Below are 21,800 nucleotides of genomic sequence, written 5' to 3' on the forward strand. Positions count from 1 at the left end.
CTGGGCGTGGTCGCGCAGTGTCGGTGCCCTCGCCTAGTCTCCTGAGGGCATGTCCCGAAGCGCGGGGCGGAGCAAAGGAGGACGGGTGGGTCGCCGTCTCGGGCGTGTGCTCGCCCTCCTCTGCAGCAGCCTCGTGCTGATCGCCGCGTGCACGTCGGCCGATGCGCCTGACGACGCCTCGACGAGCGGCGCGACTCCCGACCACCGCGCGGCCGGCCGTGCGGGGAGTGCCAAGGACCCCGACGCGCAGGCACCGGCGGCCGAGGTGCCGGGTGCCACGCGCGGCGGCCAGCTCCGGGTGCTCAGCGCCTCCGTCCCCGACTCGCTCGACCCGGCGCAGGCCTCCTTCGTCGACACCCGCAGCGTCCTGTCGAGCCTGGTGACGCGTTCCCTCACGCAGTTCCGGCGCGACCCGGTCACCGGTGAGATGGAGCTCGTCCCCGACTTGGCGACCGATCTCGGACGGGTCGATGCGGCCGGCACCTCGTGGAGCTTCACCCTGCGGTCCGGCGTCGACTTCGAGGACGGCACCCCGGTCACCGCCGAGGACGTCGCGTACGGCGTCAAGCGCGCGTTCGCCGACGACGTCCTGCCCGGGGCTCCGGCCTACCTGAGGACCTTCTTCCTCGACGGCCAGCTCTACCAAGGTCCGTACGCCACCGCCGCCGAGGTCCGCGCGCGTCCCGGCTACCGGCGCGGCTGGTACGCCGGCGACTCCTTCCGCGGGATCGAGGTGTCCGGCCGCACGATCACGTTCCGTCTGAGCCGCCCGTTCGCCGACATGCCCTACCTCGCGTCGTTCCCGCAGTTCTCGCCCGTACCGCGGGCGGCCGACAGCGACCCGGCGGCGTACGGCAGGCACCCGGTCGCCACCGGTCCGTACGCGGTCGACGTCTTCCGCGACCAGACGACCCTGGTCCTTCGGCGCAACGACAGCTGGGACCCGGCGACCGATCCCGGCCGCCACCAGTACGCCGACGGCTGGACGTTCCTGTGGGGACAGGACACCGACCAGATCGAGGGGTTGCTCCTCGACGACGCGGGCGAGGCGCAGTACGCGCTCAGCTACGACTCGCTCAGCCCGGACACCGCCACGCGGCTCCTCGACGAGGCGCCGTCACGGGTGGTCACCGCCGGCACCCCGTGCACCTACCTGTGGTACCTCGACACCCGCAAGATCAGTGACCGGCGGGTGCGCCACGCCCTCGGTTGGGCGTACCCGTACGAGGCCGCGTGGCAGGCGGGTCGCGAGATCGTCGGCACCACGCGCGTCCCGGGGACGACACTCATGCCGCCGGGAGTGACCGGGCAGGTGGCGTACGACCCGCTGGGCAACGGCGGCCGCCGGACGGACGCCGTGCGTGCGCGCAAGCTCCTCACCAAGGCGGACGCCCTCGGGTTCCCGGTGCAGTGGTACTACGCCAGCGACATCCCCGAGAAGGTCGCGGTCAAGGACGCCGTCGTCGCTGCGCTGACCCGGGCGGGGTTCGACCCGATGCCGATCGCGACGACGGCGAAACAGATCCGGCGCATGCAGTTCGACCCCGACGGCCCGCACGACGTCGTCGACTCCGGCTGGTGCTCGGACTGGCCGACCGGCTCGTCGTGGTTCCCGGCCCAGTGGTCGGCGGACCACGTCGACGATCCGGGCCGTCCCAACCCGTCCATGCTGGCCGCGCCGGACGTCCAGGACGAGATCGACCGCATCCTCGACACCCTGTCGGGCAAGGCCGCCGCAAAGGCGTGGGGCGCGCTCGACCGGCGGATCGGCACCGAGTACTACCCGGCGGTCGTGCTCGGGCACCAAGGTGTCGTGCTGGCCCACGGCAGCCGCGTCGGAGGCATGGGGGTCAACGAGATGCAGGGCATGCCGCTGTTCGCCGACATGTTCGTCGACCAGGGCACCTGACGGCCCGCGTAGGCTGACCCGGTGGACTCCGACGGCCCTTCCTCTGACGGGCTCTTCGACGTTCCCGAGGTCGCCCCTGCGCCGTCGGGCGGCGGCAGCCTGAGCGACGCGGCCCACCGCGCTGCCCCCCTCGCGGTCCGGATGCGCCCGCGCACGCTCGACGAGCTGGTGGGGCAGGAGTCGCTGCTCGGCCCTGGCTCGCCGCTGCGGCGCATGATCCACGGCGACCAGTCGATGTCGCTGATCCTGTGGGGGCCTCCCGGCACGGGCAAGACCACGCTCGCGTCGCTCGTCAGCCAGCAGACCAACCGACGGTTCGTCGAGGTGTCCGCCGTGTCCGCGGGGGTCAAGGAGGTCCGCGAGACCCTGGGCTCGGCTCGGCGGATGCTCGCGCAGGGCGGTCGGGAGACGGTCCTGTTCGTCGACGAGGTGCACCGGTTCTCCAAGGCCCAGCAGGATGCACTCCTGCCGGGCGTCGAGAACCGGTGGGTCTCGCTGATCGCCGCGACGACCGAGAACCCGCACTTCTCCGTCATCTCGCCGCTGCTGTCACGCTCGCTCCTGCTGACCCTCGAGCCGCTGACCGACGAGGACGTCGCCACGCTGGTCGACCGCGCGGTCGTCGACGAACGCGGCCTCGGCGGCGACGTCGTGCTCGAGGAGGCGGCGCGCGACCACCTCGTACGCCTCGCCGGTGGCGACGCTCGGCGGGCGCTCACGTACCTGGAGGCGGCCGCGGGGGCGGCGGTCGCCCAGGACCGCGACCGGATCAGCGTCGAGGACGCCGCGTCGGCCGTGGACCGTGCGGCGGTGCGCTACGACCGGCAGGGAGACCAGCACTACGACGTGACGAGCGCCCTGATCAAATCGATCCGAGGGTCCGACGTCGACGCGTCGCTGCACTACCTCGCCCGCATGGTCGAGGCGGGGGAGGACCCGCGGTTCCTTGCGCGCCGGCTGATGATCCTGGCGAGCGAAGACATCGGCCTCGCCGACCCGACCGCGCTGCAGACGGCCGTCGCCGGCGCCCAGGCGGTCCAGATGATCGGGTTCCCGGAGGCTGCCCTGACGTTGTCCCAGGTCGTGATCACCTTGGCTCTGGCCCCGAAGTCGAACGCCGCGTACAAGGCGATCGCCGCCGCCACCGCAGACGTACGCGCAGGCAAGGCGGGCGCCGTCCCTCCGGCGCTGCGCGACGCCCACTACGCCGGTGCGAAGAAGCTCGGGCACGGCCACGACTACAAGTACGCCCACGACGATCCCCGTGGGGTGTCGGCCCAGCAGTACGCGCCGGACGAGATCGACGGTGCCAACTACTACCAGCCCCTCGGCCGCGGGCAGGAGGCTGCCTACGCCGAGCGCGTCGCCCGCCTGCGAGAGATCCTGCGGGATCCCTCGGCACGGTCCGGTGACTGAGATCGCGGTTGCTCGGTAGGGTCGACGTCATGCCGTTGGAGTCCTGGATCACCGTCCTCGCCTGCGGTGTCGCGATCCTCGCGCTGGTCGCGGCGCTGCTGGCGGTGCGTGCGCTGCGGAGCCTGCGCGCCGAGGTCCGCGGGCTGGCCGGCGGTCTCGCGACGCACTCGCCGAGCGAAGGCTCGGATGAGAGCGGGCTGCCCCTGCGGGCGTCCTCGCCCGGCAGCGGACTCGCCTCGGCCGGCAACGAGGTGGAGGTCGTCTACGCTCCGACTCCTCTGGAGAGCGCCGACGGGAGGCCGCGGCAGGTCCTGCCGACCGAACGGGCGGTCGTGACCCAGGAGGGCACCGTCATCGTGCTTCCGTCGGAGCAGCAGGTGGTGGCGGCTACCATGGGACGTCCGCTGGTCCGCGGCGCCGTGCTGAGCCACGGGCTGATGCATGCGCTGCGGCCCGAGAGCCGAGACCGGATCCGAGGGATTGTCCGACGCGAGTTCCGCCGCCGCCGCAAGATCCGGCGGCGTGCCGCACGGGCGGCTGCGCGTTCGGCCCCGGTCGGTCGCGACGACGCTGCGTCGTGGCTGGCGGACAGCACCCCGACGACCGAGCAGGAGGGCACACGATGAAGGGCCGCGTTCTGTGGTTCGTCGCGGGCACCACTGCCGGCGTGTACGGGACCTTTCGCGCCCGCCGCCTCGCGTACCGGTTGACGCCGAGCGGCCTCGCCGACCAGGTCGCCGCCTGGCAGGTCGGAGCACGCACCTTCGCCGAGGAGGTCCGTGCCGGGATGGCCGAGCGCGAGGCCGAGATCGCCGAGCAGCTCGGGCTGCCCTCCGGTGTGGACGCCGGCCCGCGTAGCCTCGACGCCTTGCGGACGGTCCCGCACTCCGCAGCCCCGCACGCCTCCCTTCCGCTCAGCACCCGCACGCGCACTCCGTACGACGAGTAAGGACAGCAACTCTTCATGGACACAGCCGAGATCCGCCGCCGGTTCCTCGATCACTTCGAGAGGAACGGGCACACGGTGGTGCCTTCGGCATCGCTGATCCTCGACGACCCGAACCTGCTGTTCGTCAACGCGGGCATGGTGCCGTTCAAGCCGTACTTCCTCGGCCAGGAGACGCCGCCGTACGATCGCGCCACGAGCGTCCAGAAGTGCGTCCGCACCCAGGACATCGAGGAGGTCGGCAAGACCACCCGCCACGGCACGTTCTTCCAGATGAACGGCAACTTCTCGTTCGGCGACTACTTCAAGGAAGGCGCGATCGAGCTCGCCTGGTCGCTGATCACCGGTGCGGTCGCCGACGGCGGGCTGGGCTTCGACCCGGACAAGGTCTGGGTCACCGTCCTGCCGAGCGACACCGAGGCGCGCGAGGCCTGGAAGCGGATCGCGGGCCTTCCCGACGAGCGCATCCAGGACCGCGGCCTGGAGGACAACTACTGGAACATGGGTGTGCCCGGTCCCGGCGGCCCGTGCTCCGAGATCTACATCGACCGCGGCCCCGAGTACGGCCCGGACGGTGGCCCGGTCGTCGACGAGGACCGCTTCCTGGAGATCTGGAACCTCGTGTTCATGCAGGAGGAGCTGAGCGCGGTCCGCAGCAAGGCGGACTTCGACGTGCTCGGCCCGCTCCCCGCCAAGAACATCGACACAGGCATGGGCCTCGAGCGGGTCGCGTACCTCCTGCAGGGCAAGCAGAACATGTACGAGATCGATCAGGTCTTCCCGGTGATCGAGCGGGCGTCGGCGCTGTCAGGTCGCCGCTACGGCGCCGACCAGGTCGACGACGTCCGTTTCCGCGTGATCGCGGACCACGTCCGCAGCGGCCTGATGCTGATCGGCGACGGTGTCACGCCGGGCAACGAGGGACGCGGCTACGTGCTCCGTCGCCTGCTGCGCCGCGCCGTGCGCTCGATGCGCCTTCTCGGCTACGACGACCCGGCGCTCCCACAGCTGCTCCCGGTCAGCCGAGACGAGATGGTGCGTTCCTACCCCGAGCTGGGCACCGACTTCGCGCGCATCGCGCAGGTCGCGTACGCCGAGGAGGAGACGTTCCGCCAGACCCTCGCCAAGGGGACCCAGATCTTCGACCTCGCGGCGGACAGCGCGAAGGCCGAGGGGGCCAGTGTCCTCACCGGCGACAAGGCGTTCCAGCTCCACGACACGTACGGCTTCCCGATCGACCTCACGTTGGAGATGGCGTCCGAGCAGGGCCTGAGCGTCGACGAGTCGGGCTTCCGTGCGCTGATGTCGGAGCAGCGTGCGCGGGCGAAGGCGGACGCGAAGTCCAAGAAGGGCCAGCACGCCGACACCACGATCTACCGCGAGGCGCTCGACTCCAACGGGCCGACCGAGTGGCTCGCGTACGAGACGTTGACCACGGAGTCGTCGGTGCGGTCGCTGATCCAGGAGACCGGACGCACGCGGACGATGGGGGAGTCGCAGATCGGCGAGGTCGTCCTGGACCGCACCCCGTTCTACGCGGAGTCGGGCGGCCAGAACGCCGACGCAGGCATCCTCGTCTGGGACGGCGGTCGTGCGGAGGTGCTCGACGTCCAGCGCCCGGTGCGCGGTCTGGTCGTGCACCAGGTGCGGGTGCTCGAGGGCGAGCTGACCGAGGGCACGTCGCTGCAGGCCGAGGTCGACGCGCAGTGGCGCGTCGGCGCCTGCCAGGCGCACTCCGGCACGCACGTCGTCCACGCGGCGCTGCGTGAGGTGCTCGGCCCCACCGCGCTTCAGAGCGGCTCCTACAACCGCCCGGGCTACCTGCGGCTGGACTTCGGGTGGTCGAGCCCGCTGTCGCCGCAGCAGCTGCACGACGTCGAGCAGGCGGCGAACGTCGCGCTCCGCGAGGACCTGCCGGTCAGCGCAGCCATCATGTCGCTCGAGAAGGCCAAGGAGGTCGGCGCGCTGGCGCTCTTCGGCGAGACCTACGGCGAGGACGTGCGGGTGGTCGAGATCGGCGGCCCCTGGTCGCGTGAGCTCTGTGGCGGTACGCACGTGGCGCGGTCGTCGCAGATCGGCACCGTCGTCGTCACGTCGGACTCCTCCGTGGGCGCCGGCAACCGTCGTGTCGAGGCGGTCGTCGGCCTCGAGGGCTTCTCGTACCTGGCGCGCGAGCGCGACCTCGTCGCCCAGGTCGGTGACCTGCTCAAGGTGCAGCATGCCGACGTCCCCGGCCGTGTCGCCGACCTCGTCGGTCGCCTGCGGGCGGTCGAGAAGGAGGTCGAGAAGCTTCGTTCGGCGCAGCTGCTGTCGTCTGTCGCCGACCTCGCCGGGGCGGCGGAGGACGTCGACGGTGTCGCCTACGTCGGGCACGTCGCCGACGGGCTCGCCGCGAAGGACGTCCGCACGCTGGTGCTCGACGTGCGCGGACGCCTCGATCCCTCGCGGCCGTCGGTCGTGACGATGATCGGGACGGCGGACGGCAAGGCCGCCTGCGTCGTGGCGGTCAACGAGGCCGGACGCGCGACCGGGCTCGGTGCGGGTGACCTCATCAAGCCGGCCATGGCAGTCCTCGGCGGTCGCGGAGGCGGCAAGGCCGACGTCGCGCAAGGTGGCGGCACCGACGTCGCGGCTGCTCCGGGGGCGATCGACGCCGTCCGTCGTGCCATCCAGGACGCGGTCTGACGTGCGTCAGGGCACCCGGATCGGCGTCGACGTCGGTGATGTCCGCATCGGTGTGAGCGCGAGCGATCCTTCGGGCATCCTCGCGACACCGGTCGAGACCGTCGCTGCCGGTGACACGTCGATCCGAGACATCCTGGACATCGCGAATGATCGTCAAGCGATCGAAATTGTGGTTGGCTTGCCACGGTCGCTCTCGGGGGACATGGGGCCGGCGGCGCGCAAGGTGCGTGCGTACGCCGAAGAGCTGGCGGCAAGGTCCGCTCCCACCCCCGTCAGACTCGTGGACGAGAGGATGTCGACCGTGACCGCACAGCAGAGCCTTCGTCAGGCTGGGCGCAAGGCGAAGCAGCAGCGTTCCGTCGTGGACCAGGCGGCCGCCGTCGTGATCCTCCAGACCGCCCTCGACACCGAGCGTACGAGTGGTCGAGTCCCCGGCGAGCTGGTCGAGGTGGTCGCATGAGCGACCTCGGCCTGATGCCGGAGCGCGAGCGGCGTCCCTCCGGGCACCGGGCGGCTCGCCGCGAGAAGAAGCGCCGCGGACCGGGTTGCTTCTTCATCCTGCTGATCGTCGCCGCGGTCTGCGTGGCCGGCTATCTCGGCCTCTCGAAGGTCGTCGGTGTCGCCAACGACTTCTTCGGCGGACCGGAGGACTATCCCGGACCAGGCACGGGCAGCGTCGTCATCGAGGTCAGCAAGGGCGACACCGTCGCCGGGATCGGCCGCGAGCTGAAGGCGCAGGATGTGGTCGCGAGCGTCGACGCGTTCCTGTCCGCCGCCTCGGGCGCCCCTGAGATCAACCAGGTGCAGCCGGGCTTCTACCAGCTGAAGACCAAGATGGCTGCGGACGACGCCGTCAGGACGCTCATCGACCCGAGCAGCCGCGTGGACTCGACGGTCGGGGTGCCCGAGGGAGCGCGCGTCGACCAGGTCGTCGAGTCGATCGTCAAGAACACCGAGTTCTCCAAGAAGCAGGTCAACGCCGCGCTCGAGAGTCCGGAGCTCGGGCTTCCGCCCGCGGCGGAGGGCAACCCGGAGGGTTACCTGTATCCGGCGACGTACACCGTGGGCCCTGACACGACGCCGCTCTCGCTGTTCCAGGAGATGGTCAAGAAGTCGGTCCAGCTCGACCAGGATCTCGACCTCGTCGGGAACGCGGACACGCTCGGCATCTCGCCGCACGATGCTCGGGTGGTTGCCAGCATCGTCCAGGCCGAGGCCGGCACGGCGGACTACGCCAAGGTCGCCCGCGTCATCTACAACCGTCTCGACGAGGGGATGGCGCTCCAGATGGACTCGACCATCCACTACGTCAGCGGCAAGGACGGCAGCATCTGGACCAGCGCCGAGGCGCGCGACATCGACTCGCCGTACAACACCTACATGTACACCGGGCTGCCGCCGAGCCCCATCGGCAACCCGGGCGAGAAGGCTCTGAAGGCCGCGCTCAACCCGGCGGACGGTGACTGGCTGTACTTCACACTGGTGGATGCGGAGACCGGTGAGACGAAGTTCGCCGAGAGCTACTCCGAGCACCAGCAGAACGTGGAGGAGCTGCGCCAGAACTGCCGTGACCAGGGCGGTTGCTGATGCCCCGCTGTGCGGTGCTCGGGAGCCCGATCGAGCACTCGATGTCGCCGGTGATCCACAGGGCCGCTTACGCCGAGCTGGGCCTGGAGGACTGGTCGTACGACCGGTACGAGGTCGACGAGGACGGCATCGGACCGTTCCTCGCCAACCTCGACGACCGGTGGCGGGGTCTGTCGTTGACGATGCCGCTGAAGCGTGCTGTCCTGCCGTACCTGGACTCGGTCGACGAAGCGGTTCGCGAGGTCGGCGGAGCAAACACGGTGATCGTCGACGTCGAGGGCCGGCACGGGTTCAACACGGACGTCCCAGGAGGCGTCGCGGCGCTGCAGGAGCGGGGGATCGACGAGGTCGAGGACGCCCTCGTGATCGGCGCCGGTGCAACCTCGGAGTCGATGGTCGCGTCGCTGCGGCGGCTCGGGCTGCGGCGTGTGACGATCGCGGTCCGCTCCCTGGACAAGGGTGAGCACTTGGCGAAGCGGATCGTCGAGGCGGCCGGCGGCGAGGACAACCTCGCGGTGGACGTCACCGGCTTCGGACCGGATCTGGCCCGCTCGGCGCAGATCGTCGTGTCGACCGTCCCGTCGGAGGCGGTCGCTCCGTTCGCGCAGATGCTCGTGACGCGGTGCGACGCGGTGTTCGACGTGATCTACGACCCGTGGCCGACGCCGTTGGCGCGAGCAGCGCACGCCGAGTCCGTCCCGGTCGTCTCCGGGCTCGACCTCCTCGCGCACCAGGCTGTCGAACAGGTCCGCCTGATGACCGGGCGCGAGGTGGCGGCCGGGGTGCTGCGCGATGCAGCGATCGGGGCGCTCCAGGCGCACTGACCGCGGGCGGACGGCTGCCCCTGCGGTTGATCGCCCGCATCACGTCAGGGGTCAGGCGGCGATCAGGCTCGCGAGCGCCTCCTCGAGAAGGGACTCGGACGCGGCGGATCTCAAAAGCTCGGCGGATGTCGACAGAACGTCCGAGGCGGTCGGCGCGGCGGATGTCGAACGAACGGCTGAGGCAGTCGGATCTCCGGAAGTCGTTCTGCGGGACACGTGGACGTGGCCGGTCGGCGTGTGCCAATGGACTTCGTCGGGGAGGCCAGCGGTGGGTGGCTGCACTGCGGTGACCTTCCACCCGGGCGCCTCCTTCGCGAGGTTGTCGGTGCGGCAGCCTCCTTGTGCGTTGCCGAGGACACTGAGCCCACCCCGTGCGTAGGCCGTGACGTGGTCGATGTCCCGGATGCGGCAGTCGCACCACGGCCTGCGGCACTGCACGTCGACGACGCGCACGATGCGACGGACCGCTCGGCTGAACCGGCGGGCGCGTGGATCCGCGTCCGTGATGCTCTTCCCGTCCGGGCCGGTGAAGAACCGACGGACCCAGCCGTGCTCGGAGGTGGCGAGGCGCCGGGCCAGCTCGGCCGGGATCGGCCCGTAGCCGGCGAGCGTCGCCGGCAGTGGATCCTCGCCGAACAACGTCTCGGGGCTCATGACGACGCCCACTTCGACGCCGATCGTGTGCGTGCCGTCGGCCGCGACACGTGCGCCCGTCATCGCCTCGACCGCCAGATCCGCGGTGAGCTGGCGGATCGACCGGCGGTCACCGTCGCTCCGGCGTGCCGACGCCTGACGGTCGAGGTGCTCGAACGCCGCGACGAGCTGGTCGGCCGGCGCATAGACCGTCAGCGACGCCATCGCGTCGAGCTCGCCCTTGAAGGTGACGGCTCGCTCCTCGCGCGCCCGGACCGTGCGGGCGTAGGCGGCATGCGGATCGACAGCGAGGACGAGCCGTCGAGCCTCGGCTGCGGCGCGGCGCGGTGACAGCTCAGCGAGAGCTGGGGCGATCTCGGTGTCGACGCGACGGCGGTCGTCGATGTCGAGGAAGGTGGTCTCGCGAGCGACAGCGGCCGCGACGCCCGCCGAGATGGAACCCTCCCGCAGGAGGTCGTGCGTCCGGGGGAGCACCTCCAGCGCCCGCGCCAAGGCGTACGTCGTCTCGCCGGCCGGGCTCGACACACGCCTTGCGAGAGCGATCTCGACGAACATCGACCGCGTGAAGGTCGACTCGTCGCGGACGAGGTCTGGGGTCGCGCGGCGGTGCGCGTCGAGCAGCTGGACGGCGTCGAGCTGGATGCCCTGGGCGATCCGGACGACCTCCTCGCACGCGGTGACCAGGTCGATCTCGCCGGCCCCGAGCTCCAGCCCGCCGGGAGGCGACGCTGCCATGCTGGAGCGCGCCACCTCGACCGCTGCCTCGACACGAGCGAGCAGTGCTCGCGCGAGGCGGTCGAGAGAAGCGAGATCATACGGAGGAGTCGGAGTCGGCGGAGTCGGCGGAGTGGACGGTGAGACCGTGTCTGGCGGTGGTGGCTGAGGAGCGACCGAAGCATCGAACATGTGTTCGACTTTAGTGCCCGTCGGTGACACCGTCGCCGAGACGTGACGTTCGTCCACACCCCGCCGGATGCAACCGCCCCTGGGGACGAACGCATCCTGCGCAGCTGGCCACCCGGCTATCGTTCCGTCCGTGCCCGAGTCCCTGATCGCCGCGACGCTCGCGGCCGCCGTCGCGGCGCTCGGCGGGCTGCTGTCACCACGTCTGATCGGGTGGCTCCCGGAGCCCGATCCCGAGCCGGCGCCGCCCGACGAGCTCCCCGCCGATGCTCCCGCACACGAGGCGGGGGAGCGCGACACGATCGACACCACCGTGCCGGCGCCGCCCAAGATCCCGTACGCCGACCTGGCGGCGCGACCGCACCTCTCCGCAGTCCTGGCACTTGCCGCCGCGCTCTTCGCCGGCTCGGTCGGGTGGCGCCTCGGGCTCGACCCCGCCCTCCCGCTCTGGGTCGCGTTCGCCGTCCTCGGTGTCGTCCTCTCCTTCGTCGACTGGCACACCCGGCTGCTCCCGAAACGCGTCGTCCTGCCGGCCTACCCTGCACTCCTGGCGCTCGCAGGCCTCGCCGCGGCGCTCGGCGACGGCAACGACGTGCTCGTGCGCGTGGCGATCGGCTGGGCCGCGGTATCGGGCGTGTACGCGCTGCTCTGGATCGTGTCGCCACGCGGCATCGGCTACGGCGACGTCCGATTCTCGGGGATCGTCGCGATCGCCCTCGCGACGCTGGGGTGGGCCGAGCTGCTCGTCGGCACCTACGGCGGGTTCGTCCTCGGCGCTGTCGGGGGCATCGTCCTCGTCGCGATGCGCCTCGCCGAGCGCAGATCCTTCCCGTTCGGCCCGTTCATGGTGCTCGGCGCATGGGTCGGCGCGATCTGGGGGAGTGCGCTGCTCGGCGGCTGGGGGTGATCCGTGGCGCGAGACCGGGGGAGACGTTCTCCTCGTGCATGACAGACTTGCCCCATGCTTCGTTGGATCACGGCCGGGGAGTCCCACGGTCCCGCACTGGTCGCTGTCGTCGAAGGGATGCCCGCGGGCGTCTCCGTCACGAGCGAGACGATCTCCGACGCCTTGGCGCGTCGCAGGCTCGGTTACGGTCGCGGCGCGCGGATGAACTTCGAGGCCGACGAGCTCGAGATCATCGGTGGCATCCGGCACGGACTCACGCTCGGCAGCCCGATCGCGCTGCGCATCGGCAACAGCGAGTGGCCCAAGTGGGACAAGGTCATGTCGGCCGACCCCGTCGATCCTGAGGAGCTCCAGGGCATCGCCCGCAACGCACCCCTGACCCGTCCACGGCCGGGCCACGCCGACCTGGTCGGCATGCAGAAGTACGGCTTCGACGAGGCGCGGCCGATCCTCGAGCGCGCGAGCGCCCGCGAGACGGCAGCACGGGTCGCGCTCGGCTCGGTGGCGACGGCGTTCCTGCGCCAGGCGTGCGGGGCCACGGTCGTCAGCCACGTCGTCGAGTTCGGCTCCGTCAAGGCACCGGCGGGTCTCGTCCCGACCATCGACGACGTGGAGCGGCTCGACGCGGACCCGGTGCGCACGCTCGACCCCGACACGTCGGCAGCGATGGTCGCGGAGGTCGATGCCGCGCGCAAGGACGGCGACACGCTCGGCGGCATCGTCGAGGTCGTCGTCCACGGCCTGCCGCCGGGTCTCGGCAGCCACGTCCACTGGGACCGGCGCCTCGACGCTCGCCTCGCCTCGGCCCTGATGGGGATCCAGGCGATCAAGGGCGTGGAGCTCGGCGACGGATTCGAGCTCGCCAGGACGCGAGGGTCTCTGGCGCACGACGAGATCGTCGGCACCGAGGACGGGATCCGCCGCACGTCCGGCCGCTCGGGCGGCACCGAGGGCGGGATGTCGACGGGCGAGGTCCTGCGCGTCCGGGCCGCGATGAAGCCGATCGCCACCGTTCCCCGCGCACTCAGGACCGTGGACGTCACCACCGGCGCCCCGGCGCAGGCGCACCACCAGCGTTCGGACGTCGCTGCGGTGCCCGCCGCGGGCATCGTCGCCGAGGCGATGGTGGCGTTGACGCTCGCCGACGTGATGCTCGAGAAGTTCGGTGGCGACTCCGTCACCGAGACGGCCCGCAACGTCGCGTCGTACCGCGCCGCGATGACTCCGGCGTGACCGCCGGCGCTCGGCCCGTGGTGGTCCTGGTGGGGCCGCCCGGCGCAGGCAAGTCGACCGTCGCCGCTCTCCTCGGTGAGGCGCTCGGACTCGAGGTGCGCGACACCGACTCCGACGTCGAGGCCGCGACGGGCACGGCGATCGCCGACCTGTTCGTCACCTATGGCGAGGACCGCTTCCGCGCCCTTGAGGCCGAGGCCGTCGCCACGGCGCTCGCCGAGCACCGCGGCGTGCTCGCCCTCGGCGGTGGCGCGGTCATGAGGCCCGCCACCCAGGAGGCGCTCCGCGGCCACACGGTCGTGTTCCTCGACGTCGGTCTCGCGGAGGCTGCGTCCCGGGTCGGCCTCTCGAGCTCACGCCCGCTGCTGCTGGGCAACGTACGCTCGCAGATGAAGGGCCTGCTCGACTCCCGACGCCCGACGTACGAGGCGGTGGCGACGCACGTGGTCTCCACCGACGGTCGTACGCCGAGCGAGGTCGCCGAGGCTGTCCTGATCCTGCTGGCCTGACCCTGCTGGGGTGACCCCCCACCCGTACGCCCGCCGACTCGCGTCGGCCCGCTCACCGAGGAGCCCGTCGTGTCAGAACCGACCCGCATCAACGTCGCCACCGATGCTCCGTACGACGTGGTGGTCGGATCCGGACTGAGCGCCGAGCTGCCCGCCCTGGTCCCGGAGTCCGCGACGCGCGTCGCGGTGATCCACCCGGCGTCGATGCGCGGGCTCGGTGAGGCGATCCGTGCCCGTCTCGGTTCGGAGGGGCGCGAGGCGCACGCGATCGAGATCCCCGACGGCGAGGCCGCCAAGACGTCGGAGGTGGCGGCGTTCTGCTGGTCGGTCCTCGGCCGCACCGGTTTCACCCGCTCCGACGTGGTGATCGGCGTCGGCGGGGGAGCGGCGACCGACCTCGCCGGGTTCATCGCGGCGACCTGGCTGCGCGGCGTCTCCCACGTGCTGATCCCGACCACCGTCCTCGGCATGGTCGACGCGGCGGTCGGCGGCAAGACGGCGATCGACACGGCGGAGGGCAAGAACCTCGTCGGCGCGTTCCACGAGCCGATCGGCGTCATCTGCGACCTGTCGCTGCTCGGGACGCTGCCGCTCAACGAGGTGCGTTCCGGGCTCGCCGAGGTCGTCAAGTGCGGCTTCATCGCCGACCCGGTGATCCTCGACCGTGTCGAGGCAGACCCCAACGCCGTCCTGGACGTCCACAGCGACGTGCTCCGCGAGATCGTGGAGCGCGGCATCCAGGTCAAGGCGCGCGTCGTCGCGGGGGACCTCGAGGAGACCGGCGCCGACGGCACCATCGGGCGCGAGGCCCTCAACTACGGCCACACCCTCGGCCACGCGATCGAGCGGTACGAGGCCTACTCCTTCCGCCACGGCGCCGCGATCTCGATCGGCATGGTGTACGCGGCAGAGCTGGCCCGCCTCGCCGGCCGGATCGACGCCGACCTCGTCCACCGGCACCGCGCTGTGCTGGCGTCCCTCGGCCTGCCCACCGGCTACCGCCCCGGCGTGTGGGACGAGCTGCTCGCGGGGATGCGGCTGGACAAGAAGTCGCGAGGTGCGCAGCTGCGGTTCGTCGTGCTCGACGGCGTGGCGCAGCCGGTGATCTTCCCGGGCCCGGACGAGGGGCTGCTGACGGCGGCGTACGCGGAGATCTCCGGCTGACGGCTCGCCCCGTAGTCTGACGGCATGCCCGCTGAGCACCGTGCCCGCCGTGAGCGCCTGGCCTCGATCCTTCGCGAGCGCGGCCTCGCCGCGGCGATCGTGACCAACCTCGTCAACGTCCGCTACCTGACCGGATTCACCGGTTCGAACGGTGCCGTCCGCGTCGCCGAGGACGGATCGGCGGAGCTCGTGACCGATGGACGCTACCGCGACCAGGCGGCCGAGGAGGCGCCCGACGTCGCCGTGACCGTGGACCGCGACCTCGTCGGTGCCCTCGCGACCGGCACCGTCGATGCGGCCCGGGTGGGGATCGAGACGCACGACCTGACGGTCGACGACCATGTCCGCGCGCGTGAAGCCTTCGGCGCGGTGGAGCTCGTCTCCCTGGACCGCGCCGTGGAGGCGCTCCGGGTCGTCAAGGACGAGGCCGAGCTCGGCGCCCTGCGCCGGGCGTGCGACATCTCGGTCCAGGCCCTCGACGAGGTCCTGGCGGGTCCGCTGGTCGGCCGTACCGAGCGCGAGATCGCACGCGACCTCGAGTGGGCGATGTACGCGCGGGGCGCGGAGGCGATCGGGTTCGAGACGATCGTGGCGGCAGGGGAGCACAGCGCGATCCCGCACCACGACCCGACCGACCGTCGTGTCGCCCGCGACGACTTCCTCAAGATCGACTTCGGCGCCCGCGTCGACGGCTACCACGCCGACTGCACCCGTACGGTCGTGGTCGGCCACGCCGACGCCTGGCAGCGCGAGGCGTACGCGGTGGTGCAGGCCGCGCAGCAGGCCGGCGTGGACGCCGTACGCGAGGGTGTGCTCGGGTCCGACGTCGACGCACGGGTGCGTCAGGTCCTCGACGACGCCGGCTGGCTCGAGCACTTCACGACCGGGCTGGGTCACGGCGTCGGACTGCAGATCCACGAGGACCCGTTCCTGCGCCCGACGGTGCCCGCTAGACTGGAACGCCGCACCCCCCTGACCGTGGAGCCCGGTGTCTACGTGCCGGGCCGCGGGGGCGTGCGCATCGAAGACACCCTCGTCGTGACCGACGGTGCAGCCGAGCTGCTCACGGTCGCGACCAAAGATCTCCTGGAGCTCGCCTGATGGCAACGACGAACGACCTGAAGAACGGCATGGTGCTCAACCTCGACGGGCAGCTGTGGTCCGTCGTGTGGTTCCAGCACCACAAGCCCGGCAAGGGCGGTGCCGTGGTCCGCACCAAGCTCAAGAGCGTCCTGTCGGGCAAGGTCGTCGACCGCACCTTCAACGCCGACGTCAAGGTCGACGTGGCCAACGTCGACAAGCGCAACATGCAGTACCTGTACCACGACGGCACCTCGTACGTCTTCATGGACTCGGCGACGTTCGACCAGTACGAGCTCTCGGAGGCGACGGTCGGTGACGCCACCGGCTTCATGCTCGAGAACCAGGACGCCGTCGTCGCGATGAACGACGGCAACCCGCTCTACATCGAGCTGCCGGCCTCCGTCGAGCTGACCATCGAGTACACCGAGCCGGGCCTGCAGGGCGACCGCTCGTCGGGCGGCACGAAGCCGGCCAAGCTCGAGACGGGTCGTGAGATCCAGGTCCCGCTGTTCATCACGACCGGCGAGAAGGTCAAGGTCGACACCCGCGACGGCTCCTACCTGGGTCGCGTCAGCTCCTGATGGCCGGTTCACGCACGAAGGCCCGCAAGCGAGCGCTCGACGTCCTCTTCGAGAGCGAGATGCAGAGCCGCGCGGTCGGCGCGACCCTCGACGGTCGCGTCGCCGCCGGCGATCCTCCGGTCAACCCCTACACGATCGAGCTCGTCGAGGGTGTCCGTGAGCACGGCGCCCGCATCGACGAGCTCCTGACGGAGTACGCGCAGGGCTGGTCGCTCGAGCGGATGCCGGCCGTCGACCGCAACCTTCTGCGCATCGGCGTGTACGAGGTGCTGTTCCGTGACGACGTGCCGGACGCCGTCGCCGTGACCGAGGCCGTCAACCTGGCCTCGGAGCTGTCGACCGACGACTCGCCGGGCTTCGTCAGCGGTCTGCTGAGCCGCATCGTGGAGGTCAAGCCGACGCTGTCGGCCTGACCGTCCCGAGCGGTGCGGCCGGCGGCGAGCCGCCGGCCGGCTACAGGGTCTCGAGCGGCGGTACGTAGAACGCCGTGGTGGCCGCGACCTTGGCGGCGACGTCGTCCGGATCGCCTCCCGCCACGGCCAGCGCAGCGCCCCACTCGTCGCTGCTGTGGCTCATCGCTGCCCGTACGGCGGGGTCCCGGTCCATCTCCTCCGGCGAGCCCGTCTCGACCCCGGTGAGGTGGGCCCACAGACCGACGAGGCCGAGGTCCCAGCCGACGCCGGTCGCGCCAGGTCCGAACTGGTCCCACATCTCGGGGGGCATGACGGCGGTGTGCTCGAGCACGAGCCGGGTGACCTCGTCTCCCTCCGGTTCCAGGCGCACCTCGACGAGTGACGAGTCCTCGGGGCCGGCGTCGCCCATCACCCACGTGACCAGCAGCCGCTTCGGCGCCTCGCAGACCCTGATCTCACCGCCGGCATTGCCCTCGAGCTGGTAGGTCCCGCCGAGCCGGAGGTCTCCGGTGATCGGCAAGAACCAACGGGGGATGCGCTCGGGGTTGGTCACTGCGTCCCACACGTCGTCGATCGGCGCGGGGTAGGTCCGCGACAGCGCGACGACCTTCGCGTCTCCCGCAGGCAGCGTCGCGTCACCGACGCTGCGGCGTACGGCTTCCAGCTCCGCGATCAGGTCCTTCATGGCGTTCTCCTCGTCTCGGTGTCGGTGTCGGCGCCTTCGGCCTCGGCGGCCCGTGCGCGACGTCGCTCGCGCGCGCCGCGGGCGAGCTCGGTGGCCAGGGCGTCGAGCGGTTGCTCCCAGAGCAGCCGCAGGCGCGTGGCCCAGTCCTCGACGTCGCCGAGCGGCCGCGGGTCGAGCGCGTACATGCGGCGCGCGCCGTCGACGCGTACGGTCGCGAAGCCGTTCTCGCGGAGCACCCGGAGGTGCTGGGAGACCGCCGGCTGGCTGATCGAGAACTCGTCGGCGACCAGCGCCGCCACCTCGCCGGCAGAGCGTTCGCCTGCGGCGAGGTGCTCGATGATGCGTCGTCGGACGGGGTCCCCGAGGACGTCGAATGCTCCCACCCGGCCATCCTGTAGCAAGTGCTTATATAAGGCAAGGCCGAAATGCAAGTCATCGAGTGATGCGTTAACGTCACAGCCGGTGACTCCGGCGTTCCCGGAGTCACCGACAGGGTGATGGGTTCCGGTACTGGGTGATAGCGCAAGGAGCGTCAGTGAGTCTGTGGCAGTTCGTTCAGGACCGCTGGTCGCTTCTGTGGTTCCAGGGCTACCAGCACGTGAGCCTCGTCATCCAGTCGCTGGTCGTCGCCACGCTCCTCGCGCTGGTGCTGGCCTGCGTGGCGTACCGCTCTTCCCGCGTCACCTCCGTGGCGCTCTCCGCCAGCTCGGTCGGGCTGACCTTCCCGTCCTTCGCCCTCTTCGGCCTGCTGATCGCGTTCATCCCGAACGGCGTCACCGTGTCGGTCGTCGCGCTGGCGTTCTACGGGACGCTCCCGATCCTGCGCAACGCGGTCGTCGGCCTCGCCCGGGTGGACCCGGGCCTCGTCGAGTCGGCGCGAGGCATGGGCATGAGCCGTACGGCGACGCTGCTGCGGCTCGAGATCCCGCTGGCCTGGCCGGTGATCGTCACCGGCATCCGGATCTCGGCCCAGATGCTCATGGGCATCGCCGCCATCGCCGCGTACGCGTCGGGGCCGGGCCTGGGCTCGTTCATCTTCTCCGGGCTGTCGCGCATCGGCGGCGCCAACGCGACCAACTCCGCCTGGGCGGGGACGCTGGCCATCGTGGTCCTGGCGGTCCTGCTCGACCTCGTCCTCAACGTGCTGGGACGCCTGACCACCTCGAGGGGTATCCGTGTCTGAGACCGACGTGAACACCGCCGACATGCCGTCCGCCGACGGCCAGGAGACGCAGGTCCACGGCCAGCGGATCCTTCTCGACGGGGTGACGAAGCGCTACCCGGGTCAGAAGGCCCCCGCCGTCGACGACATCACGCTCGAGATCCCGGCCGGCGAGATCGTCATGCTCGTCGGGCCGTCCGGGTGCGGCAAGACGACGACGTTGAAGATGATCAACCGGCTGATCGAGCCGTCGGAGGGACGCATCCTCATCGGCGACGAGGACGTCACGCGCAAGGACCCGGACGAGCTCCGCCGCCACGTCGGCTACGTGATCCAGGGCGCCGGCCTCTTCCCGCACCTCACCGTCGCCAAGAACATCGCGCTGGTCCCGAAGCTGCTCGGGTGGGACAGGTCCCGCACCGACGCGCGCGTCACCGAGATGCTCGAGCTGGTCAACCTCGACCCCGAGCAGTACGCCGGGCGCTACCCGCGCGAGCTCTCCGGAGGTCAGCAGCAGCGGGTGGGTGTCGCACGCGCACTCGCCGCCGACCCGCCGGTGCTGCTCATGGACGAGCCGTTCGGCGCGGTCGACCCGATCACGCGGCAGCGGCTCCAGGACGAGCTGCTGCGCCTGCAGGAGGAGCTGCGCAAGACGATCGTGTTCGTCACGCACGACTTCGACGAGGCGGTCAAGCTCGGCGACCGGATCGCGATCCTCCAGGTCGGGTCCGAGATCGCTCAGTACGACACCCCGGACGCGATCCTCGCCAACCCGGCCAACGAGTTCGTCGAGGGCTTCATCGGCCACGGGGCGGCGCTCAAGCAGCTGACCCTCACGCGGGTCCGCGACGTGGACCTGCACGAGGCGGCCGTCGCCCGCGTCGGGGAGGACCCGTCCGCCGCCATCGGTGCCGCCGAGCAGCTGGGTCGTGAGCACGTGATCGTCCTCGACGCAGCCGGACGCCCGCTGCGCTGGCTGTCGCTGCGCGACCTTCGCCGCCCGAACGCGCTCAGCACGGTCGCCCGCGACGAGAACCTCGAGTCCGTGAGCCTCGCCTCGACCCTCAACGACGCGCTGGACGAGATGCTGACGTCGTCGCACGGTGTCGTCGTGGTGACCGGGCGCCGGGGCCGGTACGAGGGAGTCGTCCGGATCGAGACCGTCATGGAGGCCATGCAAGGTCTCCAGTCCTCGGCCCACGAGGCCGGGAAGGTCACCCGGTGAGCACCGTCACCGAGCCGGCCACCGAGGAGGCGGTCGCAGGGGCGATCACGACCACGGCGACCGACGGAGCCGGGACGATGCGGCGGGGTCGTGCGGTCGGCCAGCTCGTCGCGTGCGTGGCGGTGTTCGCGGCGCTGCTCGTGTACGTCTCGGTCGCCGACCTGTCGTCGGTCGAGGCGCGCAACCTGAGCACCGAGCGGCTGCTGACCCTCTCCTGGCAGCACTTCCTGCTGGCCATGGCCGCCGCGGTCCTCGTCATCGTGCTGGCGATCCCGCTGGGCATCCTGCTGACCCGCGGCCCGATGCGGCGGTTCTCGACGCCGATCACCGCCGTGGCCGGCTTCGGCCAGGCCGCGCCGGCGATCGGCCTGATCGTGATCGCCGCCCTCTACTTCGGCACGGGGAGGTTCCCCTTCATCTGCGCCCTCGCGGTGTACGGGATCCTGCCGGTCCTCGCCAACGTCGTCACCGGCATCGACGGCGTCGACCCGCGACTCGTCGAAGCCGCCCGAGGGATGGGCATGTCGGCGTTCAGCACCCTCGTCCGGGTCGAGCTGCCGCTCGCGATCCCGGTGATCATGACGGGTGTCCGCACCGCCCTCGTCCTCATGACCGGCACGGCCGCCCTCGGGGGGTTCGTCAACGCCGGCGGGCTCGGGACGCTGGTCAACACCGGCATCAAGCTCGGCCTCGACAACGTTCTGATCGTGGGCGCCCTGGCCATCGCGGCCCTCGCCCTGTTCATCGACTGGCTCGCCCGCGTGATCGAGCAGGCGGCGACGCCGAAGGGACTCTGACGCTGATGCGCACCCGCAACACCCGCACCACCCGCCACACCGTTCCTCGCCGCCCGCCGCTGCGCCGTACCCTCGTCGGCATCGCCGCACTCACCGTCACGGCCCTGGTCGCCGGCTGCGGTCTCGAGAACGCCAACGGCTACATCGCTCCCGCCGAGCCCGCCGCCATCGAGCACCAGGACTCGCTCGAGGGCGTCGAGATCACCGTCGGGTCGAAGGACTTCACCGAGCAGCTGGTCCTCGGCAACATGTACGCGACGATCCTGCAGACGGCAGGCGCCACGGTCACCAACCGCAGCAACATCGCGGGAAGCGTCGGCGTCCGCAACGCCCTGCTCAACGGCTCGGTCGACGTGTCGCCCGAGTACACCGGCACGGGGTGGATCAGCTATCTCGGTCACGACAAGCCGATCAAGGGCGAGCAGGAGCAGTGGCAGGCGGTCCACGACGAGGACCTGGCCAACGGGCTGACCTGGCTGCCGTTCAGCCCGGTCAACAACACGTACGCGTTCGCGATGGGGCCTGATGCGTCCGAGAGGCTCGGCATCACGAGCCTCTCGGAGATCAAGGACCTGCCGGTCGCGGAGCGCACCTTCTGTGTCGAGGACGAGTTCTTCAGCCGCGAGGACGGCTTCCAGCCGATGCTGACGACGTACGGCCTCGAGTACGGCAAGGACGTGCCCGCCGGCAACGTGCTGCGGATGGACACCGGCGTCGTGTACGACGCGACGGCGCGCGGCGAGTGCAACTTCGGCGAGGTCTTCACGACCGACGGCCGCATCCTCGCCCTCGACCTCACCGTCCTCGAGGACGACAAGGGCTTCTTCCCCCTCTACAACCTGGCACCGGTGATCCAGACCGACCTCGTCGAGGACCATCCCGAGGTCGCCGACGTGTTCGCGCAGCTCCAGCCCCTCCTCACCAACGAGGTGCTGCTCGAGCTGAACGCGAAGGTCGACGTCGACGGGGGAGAGCCCGCACTCGTCGCTCGCGACTGGCTGCGCGAGCAGGGTCTCGTCGACTGACGACCCGCGCCCCCGGACCCGCGGAGACCTGGATCACACGTGTAGGGTCGGACTCGTACAGGCATCCTTTAACCACCGTCCCGTGAGGCGGA

22 protein-coding genes are annotated in these 21,800 nt (G+C 71.0%); 19 read left to right on the plus strand and 3 right to left on the minus strand.

Annotated features, from left to right (window positions below; translation table 11 throughout):
• Positions 1-85 precede the first annotated feature (85 nt).
• From AB3M34_RS10115 to AB3M34_RS10150, 8 genes are read left to right on the plus strand one after another with little or no spacing between them, the layout of a single operon-like run.
• A complete protein-coding gene (locus tag AB3M34_RS10115; RefSeq protein ID WP_370619541.1) occupies positions 86-1,909 on the plus strand; it encodes an ABC transporter substrate-binding protein in 1,824 nt (607 codons plus the stop codon).
• A 21-nt stretch (positions 1,910-1,930) separates the two neighbouring features.
• A complete protein-coding gene (locus AB3M34_RS10120) occupies positions 1,931-3,325 on the plus strand; it encodes a replication-associated recombination protein A (protein WP_370619543.1) in 1,395 nt (464 codons plus the stop codon).
• 29 nt (positions 3,326-3,354) lie between these two features.
• Complete coding sequence (locus tag AB3M34_RS10125) at positions 3,355-3,951, plus strand: hypothetical protein (protein ID WP_370619545.1); 597 nt, start codon at positions 3,355-3,357, stop codon at positions 3,949-3,951.
• Complete coding sequence (locus tag AB3M34_RS10130; RefSeq protein ID WP_370619547.1) at positions 3,948-4,274, plus strand: DUF6167 family protein; 327 nt, start codon at positions 3,948-3,950, stop codon at positions 4,272-4,274. The genes AB3M34_RS10125 and AB3M34_RS10130 overlap by 4 nt, the downstream gene beginning before the upstream one ends.
• A gap of 15 nt (positions 4,275-4,289) precedes the next feature.
• Positions 4,290-6,956, plus strand: coding sequence for an alanine--tRNA ligase (alaS, locus tag AB3M34_RS10135; protein WP_370619549.1), 2,667 nt, complete (start codon positions 4,290-4,292; stop codon positions 6,954-6,956).
• Position 6,957: 1 nt separating this feature from the next.
• Positions 6,958-7,416: a Holliday junction resolvase RuvX gene (gene ruvX / locus AB3M34_RS10140; RefSeq protein WP_370619551.1), complete on the plus strand. Its 459-nt coding sequence runs from the start codon at positions 6,958-6,960 to the stop codon at positions 7,414-7,416.
• Positions 7,413-8,543, plus strand: a complete 1,131-nt coding sequence (gene mltG, locus AB3M34_RS10145; protein WP_370619553.1) for an endolytic transglycosylase MltG — start codon at positions 7,413-7,415, stop codon at positions 8,541-8,543. The genes ruvX and mltG overlap by 4 nt, the downstream gene beginning before the upstream one ends.
• Positions 8,543-9,367 carry a shikimate dehydrogenase gene (locus tag AB3M34_RS10150; protein ID WP_370619555.1) on the plus strand — a complete coding sequence of 275 codons (825 nt, stop codon included), beginning with the start codon at positions 8,543-8,545 and terminating at the stop codon, positions 9,365-9,367. The genes mltG and AB3M34_RS10150 overlap by 1 nt, the downstream gene beginning before the upstream one ends.
• A 51-nt stretch (positions 9,368-9,418) precedes the next feature.
• Here the strand turns inward: AB3M34_RS10150 and AB3M34_RS10155 are convergent, their stop codons facing one another.
• Positions 9,419-10,756, minus strand: a complete 1,338-nt coding sequence (locus AB3M34_RS10155) for a hypothetical protein (protein ID WP_370619557.1) — start codon at positions 10,754-10,756, stop codon at positions 9,419-9,421.
• A gap of 301 nt (positions 10,757-11,057) precedes the next feature.
• On the opposite strand from AB3M34_RS10155, the gene AB3M34_RS10160 reads away from it, so the two are divergent.
• The 7 genes from AB3M34_RS10160 (at position 11,058) to nusB (ending at position 16,814) form a co-directional block, all read left to right on the plus strand.
• Positions 11,058-11,831, plus strand: a complete 774-nt coding sequence (locus tag AB3M34_RS10160; protein ID WP_370619559.1) for a prepilin peptidase — start codon at positions 11,058-11,060, stop codon at positions 11,829-11,831.
• Between the two features lie 54 nt (positions 11,832-11,885).
• Positions 11,886-13,064, plus strand: a complete 1,179-nt coding sequence (aroC, locus tag AB3M34_RS10165) for a chorismate synthase (protein WP_370619561.1) — start codon at positions 11,886-11,888, stop codon at positions 13,062-13,064.
• Positions 13,061-13,573 carry a shikimate kinase gene (locus AB3M34_RS10170; RefSeq protein WP_370619563.1) on the plus strand — a complete coding sequence of 171 codons (513 nt, stop codon included), beginning with the start codon at positions 13,061-13,063 and terminating at the stop codon, positions 13,571-13,573. The genes aroC and AB3M34_RS10170 overlap by 4 nt, the downstream gene beginning before the upstream one ends.
• 69 nt (positions 13,574-13,642) lie before the next feature.
• Positions 13,643-14,737 (plus strand): 3-dehydroquinate synthase, encoded by a 1,095-nt coding sequence (aroB, locus tag AB3M34_RS10175; protein WP_370619564.1) that lies wholly within the window; start codon positions 13,643-13,645, stop codon positions 14,735-14,737.
• Between the two features lie 24 nt (positions 14,738-14,761).
• Positions 14,762-15,838 (plus strand): M24 family metallopeptidase, encoded by a 1,077-nt coding sequence (locus AB3M34_RS10180; protein WP_370619565.1) that lies wholly within the window; start codon positions 14,762-14,764, stop codon positions 15,836-15,838.
• A complete protein-coding gene (gene efp / locus AB3M34_RS10185; RefSeq protein WP_370619990.1) occupies positions 15,835-16,401 on the plus strand; it encodes an elongation factor P in 567 nt (188 codons plus the stop codon). The genes AB3M34_RS10180 and efp overlap by 4 nt, the downstream gene beginning before the upstream one ends.
• Positions 16,401-16,814, plus strand: a complete 414-nt coding sequence (gene nusB, locus AB3M34_RS10190; protein ID WP_370619567.1) for a transcription antitermination factor NusB — start codon at positions 16,401-16,403, stop codon at positions 16,812-16,814. The genes efp and nusB overlap by 1 nt, the downstream gene beginning before the upstream one ends.
• Positions 16,815-16,854: 40 nt before the next feature.
• On the opposite strand, the gene AB3M34_RS10195 is transcribed toward nusB, so the two are convergent.
• Positions 16,855-17,499, minus strand: coding sequence for an SRPBCC family protein (locus AB3M34_RS10195; RefSeq protein ID WP_370619568.1), 645 nt, complete (start codon positions 17,497-17,499; stop codon positions 16,855-16,857).
• Positions 17,496-17,882, minus strand: coding sequence for an ArsR/SmtB family transcription factor (locus AB3M34_RS10200; protein ID WP_370619569.1), 387 nt, complete (start codon positions 17,880-17,882; stop codon positions 17,496-17,498). Before AB3M34_RS10200 ends, AB3M34_RS10195 begins: the two co-directional genes overlap by 4 nt.
• Positions 17,883-18,034: 152 nt before the next feature.
• On the opposite strand from AB3M34_RS10200, the gene AB3M34_RS10205 reads away from it, so the two are divergent.
• From AB3M34_RS10205 to AB3M34_RS10220, 4 genes are read left to right on the plus strand one after another with little or no spacing between them, the layout of a single operon-like run.
• Positions 18,035-18,682, plus strand: a complete 648-nt coding sequence (locus AB3M34_RS10205) for an ABC transporter permease (protein WP_370619570.1) — start codon at positions 18,035-18,037, stop codon at positions 18,680-18,682.
• The gene (locus AB3M34_RS10210; RefSeq protein ID WP_370619572.1) at positions 18,675-19,886 is read left to right on the plus strand and encodes a betaine/proline/choline family ABC transporter ATP-binding protein; all 1,212 of its coding nucleotides are present in this window, start codon (positions 18,675-18,677) and stop codon (positions 19,884-19,886) included. The genes AB3M34_RS10205 and AB3M34_RS10210 overlap by 8 nt, the downstream gene beginning before the upstream one ends.
• Positions 19,883-20,683, plus strand: a complete 801-nt coding sequence (locus AB3M34_RS10215) for an ABC transporter permease (RefSeq protein WP_370619574.1) — start codon at positions 19,883-19,885, stop codon at positions 20,681-20,683. Before AB3M34_RS10210 ends, AB3M34_RS10215 begins: the two co-directional genes overlap by 4 nt.
• Positions 20,684-20,688: 5 nt before the next feature.
• The gene (locus AB3M34_RS10220; protein WP_370619575.1) at positions 20,689-21,708 is read left to right on the plus strand and encodes a glycine betaine ABC transporter substrate-binding protein; all 1,020 of its coding nucleotides are present in this window, start codon (positions 20,689-20,691) and stop codon (positions 21,706-21,708) included.
• Positions 21,709-21,800: the final 92 nt, after the last annotated feature.

Source organism: Mumia sp. Pv4-285, from assembly GCF_041320275.1.
Taxonomy (GTDB): Bacteria; Actinomycetota; Actinomycetes; order Propionibacteriales; family Nocardioidaceae; genus Mumia; species Mumia qirimensis.